The sequence below is a fragment of the Ornithinimicrobium humiphilum genome, assembly GCF_006716885.1.
In the GTDB taxonomy this organism is placed as follows: domain Bacteria; phylum Actinomycetota; class Actinomycetes; order Actinomycetales; family Dermatophilaceae; genus Ornithinicoccus; species Ornithinicoccus humiphilus.
This window is the reverse complement of the sequence record NZ_VFPU01000001.1, coordinates 2,701,064-2,716,773: the sequence shown is the minus strand read 5'-3', so window position 1 is coordinate 2,716,773 and position 15,710 is coordinate 2,701,064. Positions and strand designations below refer to the sequence as shown.

18 protein-coding genes are annotated in these 15,710 nt (G+C 74.0%); all 18 read left to right on the top strand.

The features are described 5' to 3' along the window. Positions 1 to 27 precede the first annotated feature (27 nt). The 18 genes from FB476_RS12830 (at position 28) to FB476_RS12750 (ending at position 15,668) form a co-directional block, all read left to right on the top strand. Positions 28 to 762, top strand: coding sequence for an ATP-binding cassette domain-containing protein (locus FB476_RS12830; protein WP_202876976.1), 735 nt, complete (start codon positions 28 to 30; stop codon positions 760 to 762). A 7-nt stretch (positions 763 to 769) separates the two neighbouring features. Continuing rightward, positions 770 to 1,756, top strand: coding sequence for an ABC transporter permease (locus tag FB476_RS12825; RefSeq protein WP_141819375.1), 987 nt, complete (start codon positions 770 to 772; stop codon positions 1,754 to 1,756). Next, positions 1,753 to 2,802, top strand: coding sequence for a phosphotriesterase family protein (locus FB476_RS12820; RefSeq protein ID WP_202876975.1), 1,050 nt, complete (start codon positions 1,753 to 1,755; stop codon positions 2,800 to 2,802). Before FB476_RS12825 ends, FB476_RS12820 begins: the two co-directional genes overlap by 4 nt. Positions 2,803 to 2,818: 16 nt before the next feature. Next, a complete protein-coding gene (locus FB476_RS12815) occupies positions 2,819 to 3,571 on the top strand; it encodes a glutamine amidotransferase (protein WP_141819373.1) in 753 nt (250 codons plus the stop codon). Next, positions 3,568 to 4,512 (top strand): nucleoside hydrolase, encoded by a 945-nt coding sequence (locus FB476_RS12810; RefSeq protein WP_141819371.1) that lies wholly within the window; start codon positions 3,568 to 3,570, stop codon positions 4,510 to 4,512. Before FB476_RS12815 ends, FB476_RS12810 begins: the two co-directional genes overlap by 4 nt. Continuing rightward, a complete protein-coding gene (locus FB476_RS12805) occupies positions 4,509 to 5,411 on the top strand; it encodes a ribokinase (RefSeq protein WP_141819368.1) in 903 nt (300 codons plus the stop codon). The genes FB476_RS12810 and FB476_RS12805 overlap by 4 nt, the downstream gene beginning before the upstream one ends. 36 nt (positions 5,412 to 5,447) lie before the next feature. Then, positions 5,448 to 5,993, top strand: a complete 546-nt coding sequence (locus tag FB476_RS12800) for an NADH-quinone oxidoreductase subunit C (RefSeq protein WP_141819366.1) — start codon at positions 5,448 to 5,450, stop codon at positions 5,991 to 5,993. Beyond that, complete coding sequence (locus FB476_RS12795; protein ID WP_141819364.1) at positions 5,990 to 6,190, top strand: VOC family protein; 201 nt, start codon at positions 5,990 to 5,992, stop codon at positions 6,188 to 6,190. Before FB476_RS12800 ends, FB476_RS12795 begins: the two co-directional genes overlap by 4 nt. A 125-nt stretch (positions 6,191 to 6,315) precedes the next feature. Continuing rightward, positions 6,316 to 6,846, top strand: coding sequence for a YlcI/YnfO family protein (locus FB476_RS12790; protein ID WP_141819362.1), 531 nt, complete (start codon positions 6,316 to 6,318; stop codon positions 6,844 to 6,846). 15 nt (positions 6,847 to 6,861) lie between these two features. After that, complete coding sequence (locus FB476_RS12785; protein WP_141819360.1) at positions 6,862 to 7,707, top strand: DUF4097 family beta strand repeat-containing protein; 846 nt, start codon at positions 6,862 to 6,864, stop codon at positions 7,705 to 7,707. Between the two features lie 59 nt (positions 7,708 to 7,766). Continuing rightward, positions 7,767 to 7,937, top strand: coding sequence for a hypothetical protein (locus tag FB476_RS16510; protein WP_170233614.1), 171 nt, complete (start codon positions 7,767 to 7,769; stop codon positions 7,935 to 7,937). 126 nt (positions 7,938 to 8,063) lie between these two features. Beyond that, positions 8,064 to 9,038, top strand: coding sequence for an NADH-quinone oxidoreductase subunit NuoH (gene nuoH, locus FB476_RS12780; RefSeq protein WP_141819358.1), 975 nt, complete (start codon positions 8,064 to 8,066; stop codon positions 9,036 to 9,038). Continuing rightward, positions 9,035 to 9,586 carry a 4Fe-4S binding protein gene (locus FB476_RS12775; RefSeq protein WP_141819356.1) on the top strand — a complete coding sequence of 184 codons (552 nt, stop codon included), beginning with the start codon at positions 9,035 to 9,037 and terminating at the stop codon, positions 9,584 to 9,586. Before nuoH ends, FB476_RS12775 begins: the two co-directional genes overlap by 4 nt. Beyond that, positions 9,583 to 10,137, top strand: a complete 555-nt coding sequence (locus tag FB476_RS12770) for an NADH-quinone oxidoreductase subunit J family protein (protein WP_141819354.1) — start codon at positions 9,583 to 9,585, stop codon at positions 10,135 to 10,137. Before FB476_RS12775 ends, FB476_RS12770 begins: the two co-directional genes overlap by 4 nt. Further along, a complete protein-coding gene (nuoK, locus tag FB476_RS12765; RefSeq protein WP_141819352.1) occupies positions 10,134 to 10,472 on the top strand; it encodes an NADH-quinone oxidoreductase subunit NuoK in 339 nt (112 codons plus the stop codon). Before FB476_RS12770 ends, nuoK begins: the two co-directional genes overlap by 4 nt. Then, entirely contained in the window at positions 10,469 to 12,505 is a 2,037-nt protein-coding gene (locus tag FB476_RS12760; RefSeq protein ID WP_238329697.1) for an NADH-quinone oxidoreductase subunit 5 family protein, read from the top strand. The genes nuoK and FB476_RS12760 overlap by 4 nt, the downstream gene beginning before the upstream one ends. After that, positions 12,502 to 14,109: a complex I subunit 4 family protein gene (locus FB476_RS12755; protein ID WP_238329696.1), complete on the top strand. Its 1,608-nt coding sequence runs from the start codon at positions 12,502 to 12,504 to the stop codon at positions 14,107 to 14,109. Before FB476_RS12760 ends, FB476_RS12755 begins: the two co-directional genes overlap by 4 nt. Further along, positions 14,106 to 15,668, top strand: coding sequence for an NADH-quinone oxidoreductase subunit N (locus FB476_RS12750; protein ID WP_141819350.1), 1,563 nt, complete (start codon positions 14,106 to 14,108; stop codon positions 15,666 to 15,668). The genes FB476_RS12755 and FB476_RS12750 overlap by 4 nt, the downstream gene beginning before the upstream one ends. The last annotated feature ends 42 nt before the right edge of the window (positions 15,669 to 15,710 follow it).

The following is a 15,710-nucleotide window of genomic DNA, read 5'->3' as shown; positions in this document are numbered from 1 at the left end:
GCCCGAGCTGACCCGGAGGTTGAACTCGTGACCGCTACCCCTCGTGTCGAGATGGTGGACATCCGCAAGCGCTTCGGCGCCCTGTCCGTGCTCAAGGGGGTCAACCTCCGGGTCGCGCCCGGCGAGGTCATCGGCCTCGTGGGCGACAACGGCGCCGGCAAGTCGACGCTGATGAAGATGCTGGCCGGTGCCGTGACCCCGGACTCCGGCCGCATCCTCGTCGACGGCGAGGAGATGACCGGGTCGGGCCCGCGCGCCGCCCGGGCCGCCGGCATCGAGATGGTCTACCAGGACCTGGCCCTGTGCAACGACCTCGACGTCGCCGCCAACCTCTTCCTCGGCCGGGAGCTGTACCACCCCCTCACCCGGCGCCTGGACCACGCGCGCATGCACGCCGAGGCCGCCCAGGACCTGTCGACGCTGCACATCCGCATCTCGGACACCACCCAGGAGGTGGGGAACATGTCCGGGGGGCAGCGCCAGGCCATCGCCATCGCCCGCGCCGTGACCTTCGAGCCCAAGGTCCTGGTCCTCGACGAGCCGACGGCCGCCCTGGCGGCCAAGGAGGTCGAGATGGTGCTCCAGCTCATCCGTGACGTGTCGGCCCGCGGGGTGAGCGTGGTCCTCATCACCCACCGGCTCCAGGACCTCTTCGAGGTCTGCGACCGCTTCGTCGTCCTCTACGAGGGCGTCATCCACCGTGAGCTGGACCCTGCCGGGACCGACCTGACCGCCCTCGTGACCGCCATGATGGGAAAGTGAGCCACCCGTGACGACCACCGCCACCACCACCTCGTCGCGCCAGCTGTCGAGCTTCGTGAGCCGCCACTTCGGGGTCCTGTCGATCTCCGTCGTCTTCGTGGTGCTCTTCGCCGTCTTCTCCGTGCAGGCCGACGCCTTCCTCACCGTCGAGAACCAGGTCAACGTCCTGCGGCAGATCGCCCCCACGGTCATCGTCGCCATGGCCATGACCTTCGTCATCACCACCGGCCAGATCGACCTGTCCGTCGGCTCCGTCCTCGGTCTCTCGGCCGCCCTGCTCGGCATGTGGGCCGCGACCGGCAGCCCCGTCCTGGCCCTCGTGGGCACCTTGGTCGTCGGTCTCGTCGTGGGCCTCGTCAACGGCGCGCTCGCGGCCTACGGCCGGATGCAGTCGTTCATCGTGACCCTCGCCGCGCTGACCGCCTTCCGAGGGCTGGCACTCTTCCTCACCGAGGGCTACAGCACCCCGATCGAATCCACCTTCCTGCTGCCGCTGGGGCAGGGCAAGCTGCTGGGCCTCTACACCCCGACCTGGATCGCCATCGCCTGCGTCGCGCTCGCCTGGTACGTCTTCAACCACACCCGCTTCGGCCGCTACGTCATCGCGGTCGGCTCCAACGCCGAGTCGCTGCGCCGGTCCGGTGTCGACATCCGCAAGATCCAGATGGGCGTGCTCGCGATGGCCGGCCTGGCCGCCGCCCTGGCAGGCGTGATCACGGCGGCCCGGCTGGCCAGCGGCTCGCCGAACTCCGGCACCGCCTTCGAGCTCGAGGTCATCACCGCCGTCGTCCTCGGCGGGACCAGTCTCATGGGCGGCCGGGGCTCGGTCATCGGTTCGGCCATCGGTGCCCTCACCCTGGGCATCATCAGCAACGGCCTGGTCCTGCTCCGCGTCGACGTCTACTGGGTACCGATCGTCCAGGGCCTCATCCTCGTCCTGGCGATCCTCATGAACACCCGTCTCTTCGGACGCTTCTCGGGGGCCAAGAAGTGACGCCCGGCCAGCGCATGGTCACCACGGTCACCGGGCCGGTCGCGGTCGAGGAGCTGGGGGTCACGCTGTCGCACGAGCACGTCCTCAACGACGTCACCTCGTGGGCGCACACCACCGCGTCGGTCGGCTGGGACCCCCAGGAGTATGCCGAGCACCCGGTCCGGGAGGACATCCTGTGGGACCTGCGTCAGGACCCGTTCGGCAACCTCGACAACTGCCGGCTCGACGACCTCGAGCTGGCGATCACCGAGATCGAGCGCTACCGGCGTCTGGGCGGACGCACCGTGATCGACACCACGAGCATGAACTCGGGGCGTCAGCTGTCGGGCCTGGCGCAGGTCAGCCGGGCCACCGGCGTGCAGATCATCGCCGGCACCGGCTTCTACCTCGCGCCCAGCCACCCGCCCGAGATGGACAGCCTCGGCCCGGTCGAGATCGCCGAGGTCATCCTGCGCGACCTCGCCGAGGGAGAGGACGGCGTCCGCCCGGGCATCATCGGTGAGATCGGCGTCGGTGCCGACTTCCCCGAGGCCGAGCGGCGCAGCCTGACGGGCGCGCTGTTGGCCCAGCGTGAGGTCGGTCTCCCCGTGCAGGTGCACCTGCCGGCCTGGTTCCGCCGTGGCCACGAGGTGCTCGACCTCGCCGAGGAGCAGGGGGTCTCCCCGGAGCGCATCGTGCTCTGCCACATGGGGCCCTCCGGCGACGACCTCACCTACCAGGAGGAGCTGCTCCGCCGCGGCGCCTGGGTGCAGTACGACATGATCGGCATGGAGGTCTTCTACGCCGACCAGGGCGTCCAGTGCCCCTCCGACGAGGAGAACGCGCGCTGGATCGCCCGCCTCGTCGACCGCGGCTGGGAGCGCCAGCTGCTGCTCTCCCAGGACATCTTCCTCAAGTCGCTGCTGCGCGCGCACGGCGGGCCCGGATACGGGCACCTGCTGCAGTACTTCGTGCCACGCCTGCACCGGCACGGTCTCACCCCCGAGCTCACCGACCAGCTGCTGGTCGCCAACCCCCGCGCCCTGTTCGAGGGCCGCACCGACTGAACGAGAAGGAGAACTCATGCCACGCGTGCTTCTGGCCGGAGAGAGCTGGGTCGTCCACGAGACGCACCAGAAGGGCTTCGACATCTTCACCAGCACCCGCTTCGACACCGGTGCCGACACCTTCATCGCGGCCGCGGCCCAGCAGGGGGTCGAGGTCGAGCAGATCTACGGTCACGACGTGCCGGCCCGCTTCCCCCGCACGGTCGAGGAGCTCTCCGCCTACGACGCGGTCGTCATCTCCGACATCGGCTACAACTCCTTCGTCCTAACCCCGGAGACGTGGAGCAGGGGCGAGCGCAGCGCCAACTCGCTCAAGGCCCTCGTGGAGTGGACCCGGGCGGGTGGCGGTCTGATGATGGCCGGCGGCTACCTGAGCTTCCAGGGCATCAACGCGGCCGCGAACTTCGCCCGCAGCCCGCTGGCCGAGGTGCTGCCCGTGACGATGCTCCCCGGCGACGACCGCGTCGAGGCGCCCGAAGGGGCCGAGGTCAGCGAGACCGGGGTCGCCCACCCGCTCACCGGCCTCCTCTCGGGTGCGCCGGCGCTCCTCGGCTACAACGAGGTGCACGCCAAGGAGGGGGCCGAGGTGGTCGCCCGGGTCGGTGAGCACGTGCTGCTGGCCACCCAGCAGGTCGGCTCGGGGCGCACGCTGGCCTGGTCCACCGACATCGGCCCGCACTGGTGCCCCCAGCCTTTCCTCGACTGGGACGGCTTCGCCCCGCTCGTCGGGGGGATGCTGCGGTGGCTCGCGGGCGAGGGGGGCCGATGAGCCGGCCGCTGGTCATCGACTGCGACCCGGGGCACGACGACGCGCTGGCGCTGCTGCTCGCGGTCGCCTCGCCGACGCTCGACCTCCGCGCCGTGACGACCTGCTTCGGCAACTGCTCGGTCGAGGACGCCACCCGGAACGCGCTGCGCGTCCTCACCCTGGCCGGGGCGACCCACGTGCCGGTGGGTCGGGGCGCCGAGGGTCCGCTGTCCGGCGACCTCGCCCTGGGCAACTACGTCCACGGGGTCTCGGGACTGGACGGGCCGGACCTGCCCGAGCCGGCCATGGCGCCGGATCCCCGCGACGCCGTCGAGCTGCTGGCTGACGTGCTGCGGGAGTCTTCCACCGGTGTGGTGCTGGCCGTGACCGGTCCGATGACCAACGTGGCCAGGCTCGTCCAGAAGCACCCCGATCTGGTGCCGGCGATCGCCGAGGTGATCTTCATGGGCGGCTCTACCGAACGCGGCAACCACACGCCGACGGCGGAGTTCAACACCTACGCCGACCCCGAGGCCCTGGACGTCGTGCTGCAGACCGGGCTGCCGGTCCGGATGGTGGGCCTCAACCTGACCCACCAGGCGCTCGCCACGGCCGACGTGGTCCGGCAGATGGCGGAGATGGATCACGTCGTCGGCCAGACCTGCGCGGGATGGATGGGCTTCTTCGGCGACTCCTACCGTCGGGTCTGGGAGTTCGACGCGCCTCCCGTCCACGACCCGTGCACGATCGTGGCGCTCATCGACCCGGACGTCGTCACCTGGCGCGAGGCCTTCCTCGCCGTCGAGCTCGAGGGACGCTGGACACGCGGCACCACAGTGGTGGACCTGCACGGCCGCTATCCCGACCAGGCCCCCAACGCCCAGGTCGCGACCCGACTGGACCGCGACCGCTACTGGGAGATCGTCCTCGACGCGGTGCGACGGCTCGGGAGCAGCACGTGAGGTCCACGCCCGACGTCGTCGTCGTCGGTTCGGCGAACCTGGACACCACCCTCCGGGTTCCCCGGGTCCCGGTGGCCGGAGAGACGCTGCTGGCGACCGGCAGCAGCTCCACGCCGGGCGGCAAGGGGGCCAACCAGGCGGTCGCCGCAGCGGTGGCGGGCGCGCGGGTGCGGTTCGTGGGAGCCGTGGGCCAGGACCGGGCGGGCGAGGTCATCAAGAGCATCCTGCAGCAGCACGGCGTGGACCTGTCGTCGCTGCAGCTGCTCGGCACGGCACCCACGGGGACCGCGACGGTGGTGGTGGACGACGACGGTGAGAACCTCATCGTCGTCGACCCGGGTGCCAACGCCGGGCTCGCTCCCCAGCACGTGCACGCGGCGCTCGACGGCCTCGAGGTCCCGGTGCTCCTGTGCCAGCTGGAGGTGCCGCTGGACACCGTGCGGGCTGCCGCGACGCACCAGGCGGCGCGGTGCGTGGTGCTCAATCCCGCACCCATGGGCTCGGCGGAGGCCCTGGCGGAGGTGCTGCCCCTGGTCGACGTCCTGGTCCCCAACCAGTCGGAGCTGGCGCAGCTGACCGGCGGAGGTCCCGCGCCGATCACCCTGGAGGAGGTGGGGGACCGGGTCTCGCGCCTGACCTACGCGGGCGCCGTCGTGGTCACCCTCGGGGCCCAGGGGGCGGCCGTCTTCCCGGCCGCCGGCGCCCCGCCGACGCACGTCCCCGCCCCGACGGTGGACGCGATCGACACCAGCGGTGCCGGTGACGTCTTCTGCGGTGTCCTGGCGCACGGGCTGAGCCAGGGCGAGGAGCTCGAGGAGGCGACCCGCCGGGCGGTGGTCCTCGCAGCCCGCAGCACCACGTTCAGGGGTGCGCAGATGCCCCTCGCCGGGCGGTCCTGACCCGGGGCGCTGCGGGTGCCGTCGTAGGGTGACCGCATGAGCGCAACCACCGTCGAGGAGCGCCGGGTCGAGCCCGACGCCTGGGCGCCTGCCGCGCGGTCCGCCCGCGACGAGGGCTTCACCTTCTTCGACTGGCTCTCCGCCGTCGACGAGACCGACAGCGCCGACGAGCACGGCCCGGGGCTCGAGGTCGTCTGCCACCTGATCGCCGTGCCGGGGGAGGGCGCCCCGATGCGGCGACTGCTGCTGCGCACCCGCGTGCCCGACGGGACCGCGCTGGCCTCCCTGACGCCGGTCTTCGCCGGTGCGGGCTGGCACGAGCGCGAGACCGCCGAGATGTTCGGCCTGGCGTTCTCCGGCTTCGACGACGGCACCGGCCTGGGGATCCGGCCGCTGCTGCTGCCCGACGGCTTCGAGGGGACGCCGCTGCGCAAGTCCTTCCAGCTCGCCGCCCGGGCGTCCAAGCCCTGGCCGGGTGCCAAGGAGCCCGGCGAGGGCGAGGGCTCGGAGACGAGGCGGGCTCCCTCCCGGCGCCGCCTGCTGCCGCCCGGGGTCCCGGACCCGTCCTGGGGCCCGCGGTGACCCGGGCCCCGCGGCCACGGATCGAGGCGACGTCCGTCTCGATCAGCACCGACCGGCCGCGGGAGCTCGCCGCCTTCTACGCCGCCGAGGCCTGGGCGGTCGAGCTGGGTGCCCGCCGCTCCGCCGTCCAGCCGCAGGAGGGCGTGCGGGTCATGCTCGACCCCCACGGCCATCCGTTCTGCTTCTTCACCGCCTGACGCCGCGCGGACGCGCACGGGCGACCCCGCCCGGCGGCGTGCCCTGGCGCGCCTGACGCCATGATGATGCGGCATGACGTCACTATTGTTTGACAGTGACGTCACTGTGACGTCACTATGACGTCATGAACCTCGATCCGTACCTCTCCTCGGTCCTCGCCGACCTCGACCGCGCCACCGCGCTGGCCGACGAGCAGACCCGTGACGTGGCCGCCCGCGTGGCGACCGCGGTCGAGCCGGCCCTGCGGCTGGCCCTCGTCCACGCCCTGTCCGACGCCGCGGCGAGCATCACCAGCGAGCTCGGCGACGCGGCCGTCGTGGTCCGGATGGAGGGCCGCGAGCCGGTCCTGTCCGTCCACCGCACCGAGGCCGCCCCACCGATGCCGCCGGCCCCGCCCGCGCCCCCCGCCCCGGAGCCCCCGGAGGTCCTCGCCGAGGACGACGGCGAGACGGCGCGTGTCACGGTCCGGCTCCCGCAGTCCCTCAAGGCGGCGGTCGAGCGCCGGGCCCTCGAGGCCGACGTCTCGCTCAACACCTGGATCGTCCAGGCGCTGCGTCGCGCGACCACGGGGGCATCGTCCTCTTCCTCGTCCTCGGCCGAGACCCCCACCGCCTCACCCACCCGCACCCCCCGCCGCGTCACCGGCTGGGCCTGACCGTCAGGACCTCCCATGGACCAGATCACCGCCACCACGCTGAGCCGCTCCTTCGCCGACGACGCCCCGATCTCGCTGCAGCTGACGAACCACCGTGGCGACGTCGAGATCCTCACCGACGCCGCCCCCGGCACCGCGACGGTCGAGCTGCAGGCCGACCGCGAGGTCGACCTCTCCGCGGTCGACCTGCGGTGCCGCGGCGGGGTGCTCACCGTCGACGTCCCCGCGCTGGAGGACCCGGCCGGGTCGCGCGGCTTCAGCTTCAGCCTCGGCCCGCTGCACTTCTCCGCCGGCGACGACGGCGTGACCGTCGACGTCGTGGTCCACGTGCCCGAGGGTGCCGACGTCGAGGCCCGCACGAAGTCCGGCGACATCACCGTCGCCGGCCCGTCCGGGGCGACGCGGCTGAGCACCGGGAGCGGGGACCTGCGCGCCGAGGACTGCGGGGAGGTGCGGCTGAGCACCGGCTCCGGCGACGTCTCCCTCGGCGCCTGCCCGGCCGGCAGCGTGACCACCGGCTCCGGCGACGTCCGCATCGACCACTGCTCGGGCCCCGGCACGCTGCAGGTGCGCACCGGCAGCGGCGACGTCGAGGTCCGGTCCGCCGCGGAGGAGACCATCGCCGCGACCGGCTCGGGCGACATCGAGCTGGACCTGCGCTCCGGCCGGGCCACGCTGCGCACCGGCACCGGTGACGTCGAGGTGCGGGTGCCCCGCGGCATACCCGTCTGGCTCGACCTCAACACCGGTCTCGGCGACGTCGAGACCCACCTCGACCCGGTCGGGGCCCCCGAGCCCGGCCAGGACCACCTGTCGGTCTCGGTCCGCAGCGGCACCGGTGACGTCCGCGTCACCCACTGACCCGGGCCCCGACCCCCACCCTCCGATCCGAACCCTCCACCTGACGACAAGGACGTGTCATGGACCTGCTGATGAACGAGCTCGTCGGCCGCAGCCTCGCGCAGGAGCGTGAGCGCGAGCTGGCCGTCACCCACCGCCAGCGCGAGGAGCTGGCCCGTCGCCCGCGCATCCGCCGCCGCCCCCAGCCGCCCCGCCGGCGCCCGGGCGACGTGGTGGTCGCGCCCGCCTGAGCGCCCTCTCCTCCCGCCGCCGGGGCCGGGTCGTCCGTCGACGACCCGGCCCCGCTGCGTGCCGGGCCGCGCCCGACCGGTGCGCCACCCCCCGCGGGGCGTCCGGACTCGTTAGGGTGGCCGACGATGCTGACCGAGCTCCCCCTCCTCGTCGAGGTCCTGCTGAAGGCCGCGGTGGTCCTCGCGGCCTTCCTCGTGATGCCCCTGGCCCTCGGCCAGCTGGAGCACAAGGTCATGGGGCACATGCAGGGCCGGCTCGGGCCGATGGAGGCCGGGCCGCACGGGATCCTCCAGCTCGTCGCCGACGGCATCAAGTTCGTCCAGAAGGAGGACGTCACCCCTGCGGCCGCCGACCGGCACGTCTTCCGGCTCGCCCCGGCGGTGGCGCTGGTGCCCTATCTCGTCGCGCTCGCCGCGATCCCGTTCAGCGCCGCCTGGGTGGCGGCCGACGTGCCGGCCTCGCTGCTCTTCGTGCTCGCGGCCACCAGCGTCGGGGTCATCGGCACCCTCATGGCCGGCTGGGGCAGCGGCAACAAGTACTCCCTCCTCGGCGGCATGCGCGCCGGCGCCCAGCTGGTCTCCTACGAGCTGCCGATGGTGCTCGCCGCGGCCTCGGTCGCCATGGCCGCCGGCACCCTGAGCCTGACGGGGATCGTCGAGGCCTGGTCGTGGTGGTGGCTGCTGTGGCAGGCCCCCGCGGCCGTCGTCTTCCTCGCGGCCAGCGTCGCCGAGCTGCAGCGCACGCCCTTCGACGCCCCGATCGCCGACGCGGAGATCGTCTTCGGCCCGCTCACCGAGTACACCGGCCTGCGCTTCGCCTTCTTCCTGCTCGCCGAGTACGCCGGCATGGTGGTCATGGCGCTGCTGTTCACGGTGCTCTTCCTCGGCGGCTGGCGCGGTCCCTGGGGCGACGTGGGCGCCGTCGGCGCGCTCTGGACGCTCCTCAAGGCGACCGTGGTGGGCACCCTCTTCCTGTGGTTCCGCGTCGCGTGGCCGCGCGTGCGCGAGGACCAGCTGCAGCGCTTCGCCTGGCTGGTGCTCCTGCCGGTGGCGCTGCTGCAGCTGGCGATCACCGGCGTGGGAGTGGTGGTGCTGGCATGAAGGGCCTGTTCAAGGGACTCGCGACGACCGCGAAGGTGCTCGCCCGCGGCGCACACACCCGGCAGTACCCCCACGAGCAGCCCGAGCTGCCCGACCGCTCCCGCGGCGTGATCGCGCTGCTCGAGGAGAACTGCACCTCCTGCATGCTGTGCGCGCGGGAGTGCCCCGACTGGTGCATCTACATCGACTCCCACAAGGAGGAGGTCCCGCCGCAGACGGAGGGCGGCCGGGCCCGGCAGAAGAACGTCCTGGACCGCTTCGAGATCGACTTCTCGCTGTGCATGTACTGCGGGATCTGCATCGAGGTCTGCCCGTTCGACGCGTTGTTCTGGGCCCCCGACTTCGCCTACGCCGAGGGCGACATCCGCAACCTCCTGCACGGCAAGGAGCGGCTCGGCACCTGGATGGAGCGGGTGCCGGACTCCGCCCTGCCCGAGGGCGTGGAGCGCCCCGGCACCCGGGGCGCCGCGGCACCCGCCCCCACCACCGAGCGCGAGCCCGCCGACGTCGGCCCGGAGGCCCCCCGACCGCAGGACGGTGAGGTGTGAGCGGGCTCGACGTGCTGTTCCTGGCCGTCGGCCTGCTCACCGCGGGATCGGCGCTGCTCTCCGTGCTGGCCTCCCAGGTGCTGCACGCCGCCCTCTGGCTCGTCGTGACGCTGGCCGGGCTGGCCGGCTGCTACCTCGTGCTCGGGGCCGAGCTGGTCGGCCTCGTCCAGCTGCTCGTCTACGTCGGCGCCGTCGTGGTGCTCATCCTCTTCGCCCTGATGCTCACCCGCAGCGGGGGCGTCCCGGTCGTCACCGGCCGGGGCCAGCGCGGGGGAGCGGCCCTGGTCGCCGCGGGCACCACGATCCTGCTCGGCGGCACGCTCGTGGCCTCCGCCGGCTGGGGCGCGGTCGAGGTCGCCGGGCCCACGAGCACCGAGGTGGCCGAGGGCGTCCTCGGCGTCTTCGTCTGGCCCTTCGAGCTGCTCTCGGCGCTGCTGCTGCTCGCCCTCGTCGCCGCCGTCGCGATCGCCCGGGCCCCCGTCGGCGGGCTCGACAGGGCCTCCGACCGGGTGGGCGCCGGCGCGACGCCGGCGGGGGAGGACGCCTCGTGATCCGTCCCGCGCTGCCCTACCTCCTCGTCGCCGTCCTCGCCGGGCTCGGCGTCTACGGCATCCTTGCCCGGCGCCACGCCGTGCTCGTGCTCGTCGGCGTCGAGCTGCTGCTCGGCGCGGCCGGCCTGCTGCTCGTCACGGTCGGGCAGACCGGCGGCACCGACGGGCACGCGAGCGCCCAGGTGCTCACGCTCTTCGTCATCACCATCGCCGCGGCCGAGGTGGTCCTCGCGCTGGCGGTGCTGCTCGCCCTCTTCCGGGCCCGCGGCCACGTCGACCTGGCCGCCGACCTCGACCCGCGGGCGGCCGCGGCCGACGGGGAGGCAGTGCGATGAGCGCCCTCGACGTGCCCGACCTCGAGTGGTCCGACCTGCAGCTGCCGGGCCTGCCCGACCTGCCGAGCATCTCCATACCCGGCCTGTCCATGCCCGACTTCTGGGGCACGCCCATGCAGTGGATCGTGCTCGTCCCCGCGCTCACCGCGCTGGCCGGCATCACGCTCAGCCTGCGGTCCAACCGCCTCGCCGCCTGGATCGCCGTGGGGGGCGGCCTGCTCACCTTCGCCGCCGCGGCGTGGCAGCTGCGGGTGCTCGCGGCCACCGGGGGCGAGCGCACCTCCGGGTCGATCGGCGCCCTGCCGCTGGGTGAGCTCGACGTCCCGCTCCGCCTCGCGGTCAGCTGGCCGCTCGGCCTCATCGCGGTCACCGTCGCGGCGATCGCCGTGATCGTGCAGGTCTACGCCCGGTGGTACCTCTGGTACGACCCGCGCTATCCCGTCTTCGCCGCCACCGTCTCGGTCTTCACCGCGGCGATGCTGCTGACGGTGCACGCCGACGACGTGCTGCTGATCATCGTCGGCTGGGAGGTCATGGGGTGGTGCTCCTACCTGCTCATCGGCCACCACTCGGCCAAGGCCGCGGCCCGTCGCGCCGCCACCAAGGCGCTGGTCGTCACCCGCACCGCCGACATCGGCTTCGTCCTCGGGCTGGTCCTGCTGGCCGCCGGTGCCCGCAGCACCTCCGTGAGCGCCATCGTCGAGCACTGGTGGGTCCAGGGCCCCGGGCCCGCGCTGACCACCGCCCTCGTCCTCGTCATCATCGGCGTCGCCGGCAAGTCGGCGCTCTTCCCCTTCCAGGACTGGCTGCCCGACGCCATGGAGGGCCCGACCCCGGCCTCCGCCCTCATCCACGCGGCCACGATGGTCGCCGCGGGCACCGTGGTGCTCCTCCACCTCTTCGAGCTGCTCGCGATCTCCGACACCGCCCGGCTGCTGCTGGCCGTGCTCGCCTCGGTCACCATGCTCGGGGCGGCCGCCCTCGCCTTCGCCCAGGCCGACCTCAAGCGCCTGCTCGCCTGGTCGACGGTGAGCCAGGTCGCGCTCATGCTGGCCGCGCTCGCGGCCGCGACCCCGCAGACCGGGCCGGACGCGGCCGCCCAGCACCTGCTCGCCCACGCCTGGTTCAAGGCGCTGCTCTTCCTCTCGGCCGGCTGGCTCGCGGTCCTGGTCGGCGGCACCGCGATGGCCGTCGTGGCCTCCGGCACCCGTCGCTACCGCGTGCTGCGCCGCCGCTTCCTGTGGGGCCTGCTGGCGCTCGCCGGCGTCCCGCCCTTCGTCGGCTTCTTCTCCAAGGAGCTCATCCTGGGCACCGCCGAGACCGCGTCCACCGGCAGCGGGGGCCTGGCCTCGGTGATCGTGCTGTCCGCGGTCGGCGCCTCCGCGCCGCTCACGGCCGCCTACTGCATGCGCGCCTGGCTCGTGCTCGACCGTCCGACCGACCGGGAGCAGCAGCTGGCCGCCTACCACCAGGGCCCCGTCGAGCGGATCGACGACTTCTTCGACGAGCCCCAGGTCGTGGTCGAGGCCGAGGGGCTGGAGCGCGCCGAGGCCGCCATCAGCAGCTCGGCGCGGCTCGGCACCACCCTGCTCATGCTCATGACGCTCCTCGGCAGCCTCGTCGCCCTGCTGCCGGTGTGGCGCAGCGACCTGCACCTCGACCTGCAGCTGCTCCTGGCGACCCTGCTCCTCATGGTGGTCGCCGCCCTGGCCGTCCGGCTGGCCGCCCGCGGCGTGCGCACCCGCGACGCCGCCGCCCGCGTGCCGGCCCGGGTCAGCCTGGCCGCCGAGCGCGGGCTGGGCTTCGACTACGCCTACCGGCTGCTCGTCGCGGCCCCGGTCCTCGCGCTCGCCCGCGCGGTGACGTGGTTCGACCGCGAGGTGCTCGACGCCTGGGTGCGGGGCATCGGCGCGGGCGCCCGCCTCGTCGGGCGCGCCGGTGACCTGGTCACGCCGCGCCGCGCCACCCCCGCCCTGGCCCTCGTGCTCGGCGGTGTCCTCCTCCTGGCCGCCGTGGGGGTGATCTCGCTGTGATCGACTCGCTGCGCGACGCCGGCGCCCAGGCCCTCGACCTCGTCCCCGAGCTCGGGGCCGGCTGGCTGCTGCTCGCCCTGCTCCCGCTCCTGCTGGGGGCCGTCGTCCTCCTCACCGCCGGCCGCTGGCCCTCCGCGCCAGGCCACCGCGCCATCCGGGTGCTCTCGGTGGGGGCCGCGACCGTCTCGGCGGTCGGCGTCGCCGGCACGGCGCTGCACCGGCCCACGGTGGCCGAGCCGTGGATCCCCGGCCTGGGTGTCTGGCTGCGCCTCGGCGCCGACGGGCTGAGCGTCCCGCTGCTCCTGCTCACGGCGGTCGTCGGCGTCGTCGCCGTCTCGCTCCACCTGCACGTGCCCGAGCGGCACCGGGTCCCCACCCCGCAGGAGGAGGCCCTGGAGTCGACCTCGCCGATCCCGCTCGTGCGCGGCACCGACGTGCCCGGGCTGGCCACCTACCACGCGTGCCTGCTGCTCGTGCTGCTCGGCGCCCTGGTCGCCTTCCTCGCCGGCGACGCCATCCTCTTCTTCGTCGGCTTCGAGCTGGTCCTCGTGCCGATGTGGGTCCTGGTCGCCCGCTACGGCGACCCCGGCAGCGACCGCGACGGCGCCGCGCTGCGCTTCCTCATGGTGACGGTGGTCGGCTCCACGCTCCTGCTGGTCGGCCTGCTGGCCGTGGCGACCGCCCTCGGCACGACCGACCTGTCGGTGTGGGCCGCGCAGCGGGGGGAGGGCATCGACCGCGGCACGCAGCTCGCGGCGGCCGCCGTCCTGCTCACCGGGCTGGCGCTGAAGATCCCCGTCTTCCCGCTGCACACCTGGCTGCCCTGGGTGCACGCCACCGCCCCGACCGCCGGCTCGGTGCTGCTCGCCGCCGTCCTGCTCAAGCTCGGCACCTACGGCGTCGTCCGGCTCGTGATGCCGGTCGTGCCCGAGGGCTTCGCCTTCTGGGCGCCGCTGCTCGGCGGGCTGGGCGTGGTCGGCATCCTGTGGGCGTCGTTGGCCTGCCTCGTCGAGCGCGACCTCAAGCGCCTCATCGCGTGGTCCTCGGTGGCCCACCTCGGTTTCGTCGTCCTCGGCCTGGCCAGCGGCACGCAGACCGGGCTGCAGGCGGCGCTCTTCGGCAACGTCGCCCACGGTCTGATCTCGGCCCTGCTCTTCGTCGTCGTCGGCGGGCTCAAGCACCGCTGGGGCAGCGCCGACCTCACCGTCGCGCGGGCCGCGCTGCGCGAGGCCACCCCGCACCTGGGCGCCTACCTCGTGCTCGGGATGGCGGCGTCGATGGGCCTGCCCGGGCTCGCCGGCTTCTGGGGCGAGATCGGCGCGATCTACGCCGCGTGGGACCCCGCGCCCGGCCGCCCGGGCGGCTGGTTCGGGCTGTATGCCGTGCTGGCGGCCGTGGGCGGCGCGCTCACCGTGGCCTACAGCGCGCGTGTGCTCCAGCGCGTCTGGTCCGGCGACCGGCTCGAGCCGCGCATCCCCGACGCCGTCCGCACCGAGCGTTACGCGATGCGCACGCTGGGCGTGCTCGTCCTCGCCCTCGGCGTGCTGCCCGTCCTCCTGCTCACCGTCACCGAGAGCGTGACCGCGGCGGTGATCGGCCGATGACCCTCGACCTGCACCTGTCCGCGACGCTCCCCGTGCTGGCGCCGCTCCTGGCCGCCGTGGTCGTGCTCCTCGTCGACGCCGCGCTCCCGGGCCGCCGCACGCCGCACCTCGTCCTCACCGGGCTCGGCCTCGTCGCGGGAGCCGTCGCCACGGTGCCTGGCCTGCGGCAGCCCGCCGGCGACGCGCGCTCGGCCTTCTGCCTCGGGTCGGGTGAGTGCCTCTACACCGCCGACCGGCTGACCTCGGTGCTCCAGCTGGCCGGGCTGCTCGCGGCGGTCGTCGTGCTCGTGCTCGCCTGGCGCGACTGGCGCGCGCCGTCCGGCACCGGGCGCACCGCCGTGGTGGCCGCGCTCGTCCTGGGAGCCACCGGTGGGGTCGTCGCCGTGCCCGCCGCGGGCGACCTGGGCAGCCTCCTGGTTGCGCTCGAGCTCGCGACCCTGCCCACCGTGGCCCTCGTCGTGCTGACCGACGAGGCGTGGTCGGGCGAGCGTCGGGCCCGTGCCGTCGAGGGTGCCACCGCGCTGCTCATGACCTCCCTGGTCTCCTTCGGCCTGGTGGCCCTGGGAGCCGCGCTGTGGGTCGCGGCGACCGGCACCGCGCTGCTCGAGCTGCCGACGTCGCGCGACCCGTCCCTGCTCCTGCTGGCGTCGGTCTTCGTGCTGGCCGGTCTGGCGTTCAAGCTCTCCGCGGTGCCCTTCCACGCCTGGACGCCGATCACCTACTCGACCGCCTCTCTGCCCGTCACGGCCTACCTCTCGACGGTCTCCAAGGTCGCCGCCCTCGGCGCCGTCGTCGTGCTCGTCCGCGCCCTCGGCGCCGTCGACGGCACCACCCTGCTGGCCCTCGCCCTGCTCGCGGCCCTGTCGATGACGGTCGGCAACCTCGTCGCGCTGGTGCAGACCGACGCCGTCCGCCTGCTCGCCTGGTCCACGGTCGCCCAGGCCGGATGGGTGCTGCTGCCGCTGGCGTCGCTGTCCTCCCGGGCGGTCCACGCCGCCGGGTCCTACCTCGTCGTCTACGTCCTCGGCACGCTGCTGGCGTTCGCCGTCGTGGTCGCCGTCGCGGGCCTGGTGTCCGTCGAGGGCGGGACCGAGGCCGACGGGACGTCGCTGCGCGCCCACGACGGCCTGCTGCGCCGGCGCCCGCTGCTGGCCATACCCCTGGTCCTGGCGCTGCTGACCCTGGCGGGCCTGCCGCCGGCCGTCGTCGGCCTCGTGGCCAAGGTCGTCGCGCTGCGACCCGTCGCCGGGGACGGCACCTGGTGGCTCGCGGTCGTGGCCGCCGTCAACGTCGCCCTCGGCATCGCCGTCTACCTGCGGTGGATCGTCCGTCTCGTGGCCCCGCTCCCGGCGGGGACGGTCGCGCCGGCCCCGGCCGGAGCGGTCGCGAGCACGGGCATGGCCACCGGCGGCGTGGACGAGGCGCTCGAGGCCGAGTCGGCCGACGGCGACGTCCTCGTCGCCGCCCGGCCCCGCGTCCCCGTGCCGGTGCTCGCGGTCATCGGCGTGCTCACCCTGCTGGTCGTGCTCTGGAGCATCACGCCCGTCGGCGTCGTCTGACCGCGCGACCTGCGGGAACACGGCGTTTCGCGCCACCGTTGG

Excerpts from the sequence above, each read along its gene's own strand:
- FB476_RS12790 (WP_141819362.1), top strand. The coding sequence starts at position 6,316 with ATGAACCTCGATCCGTACCTCTCCTCGGTCCTCGCCGACCTCGACCGC.
- FB476_RS12750 (WP_141819350.1), top strand. The coding sequence starts at position 14,106 with ATGACCCTCGACCTGCACCTGTCCGCGACGCTCCCCGTGCTGGCGCCG.
- nuoH (WP_141819358.1), top strand. The coding sequence starts at position 8,064 with ATGCTGACCGAGCTCCCCCTCCTCGTCGAGGTCCTGCTGAAGGCCGCG.
- FB476_RS12800 (WP_141819366.1), top strand. The coding sequence starts at position 5,448 with ATGAGCGCAACCACCGTCGAGGAGCGCCGGGTCGAGCCCGACGCCTGG.
- FB476_RS12785 (WP_141819360.1), top strand. The coding sequence starts at position 6,862 with ATGGACCAGATCACCGCCACCACGCTGAGCCGCTCCTTCGCCGACGAC.
- FB476_RS16510 (WP_170233614.1), top strand. The coding sequence starts at position 7,767 with ATGGACCTGCTGATGAACGAGCTCGTCGGCCGCAGCCTCGCGCAGGAG.
- FB476_RS12775 (WP_141819356.1), top strand. The coding sequence starts at position 9,035 with ATGAAGGGCCTGTTCAAGGGACTCGCGACGACCGCGAAGGTGCTCGCC.
- FB476_RS12760 (WP_238329697.1), top strand. The coding sequence starts at position 10,469 with ATGAGCGCCCTCGACGTGCCCGACCTCGAGTGGTCCGACCTGCAGCTG.
- FB476_RS12815 (WP_141819373.1), top strand. The coding sequence starts at position 2,819 with ATGCCACGCGTGCTTCTGGCCGGAGAGAGCTGGGTCGTCCACGAGACG.
- FB476_RS12810 (WP_141819371.1), top strand. The coding sequence starts at position 3,568 with ATGAGCCGGCCGCTGGTCATCGACTGCGACCCGGGGCACGACGACGCG.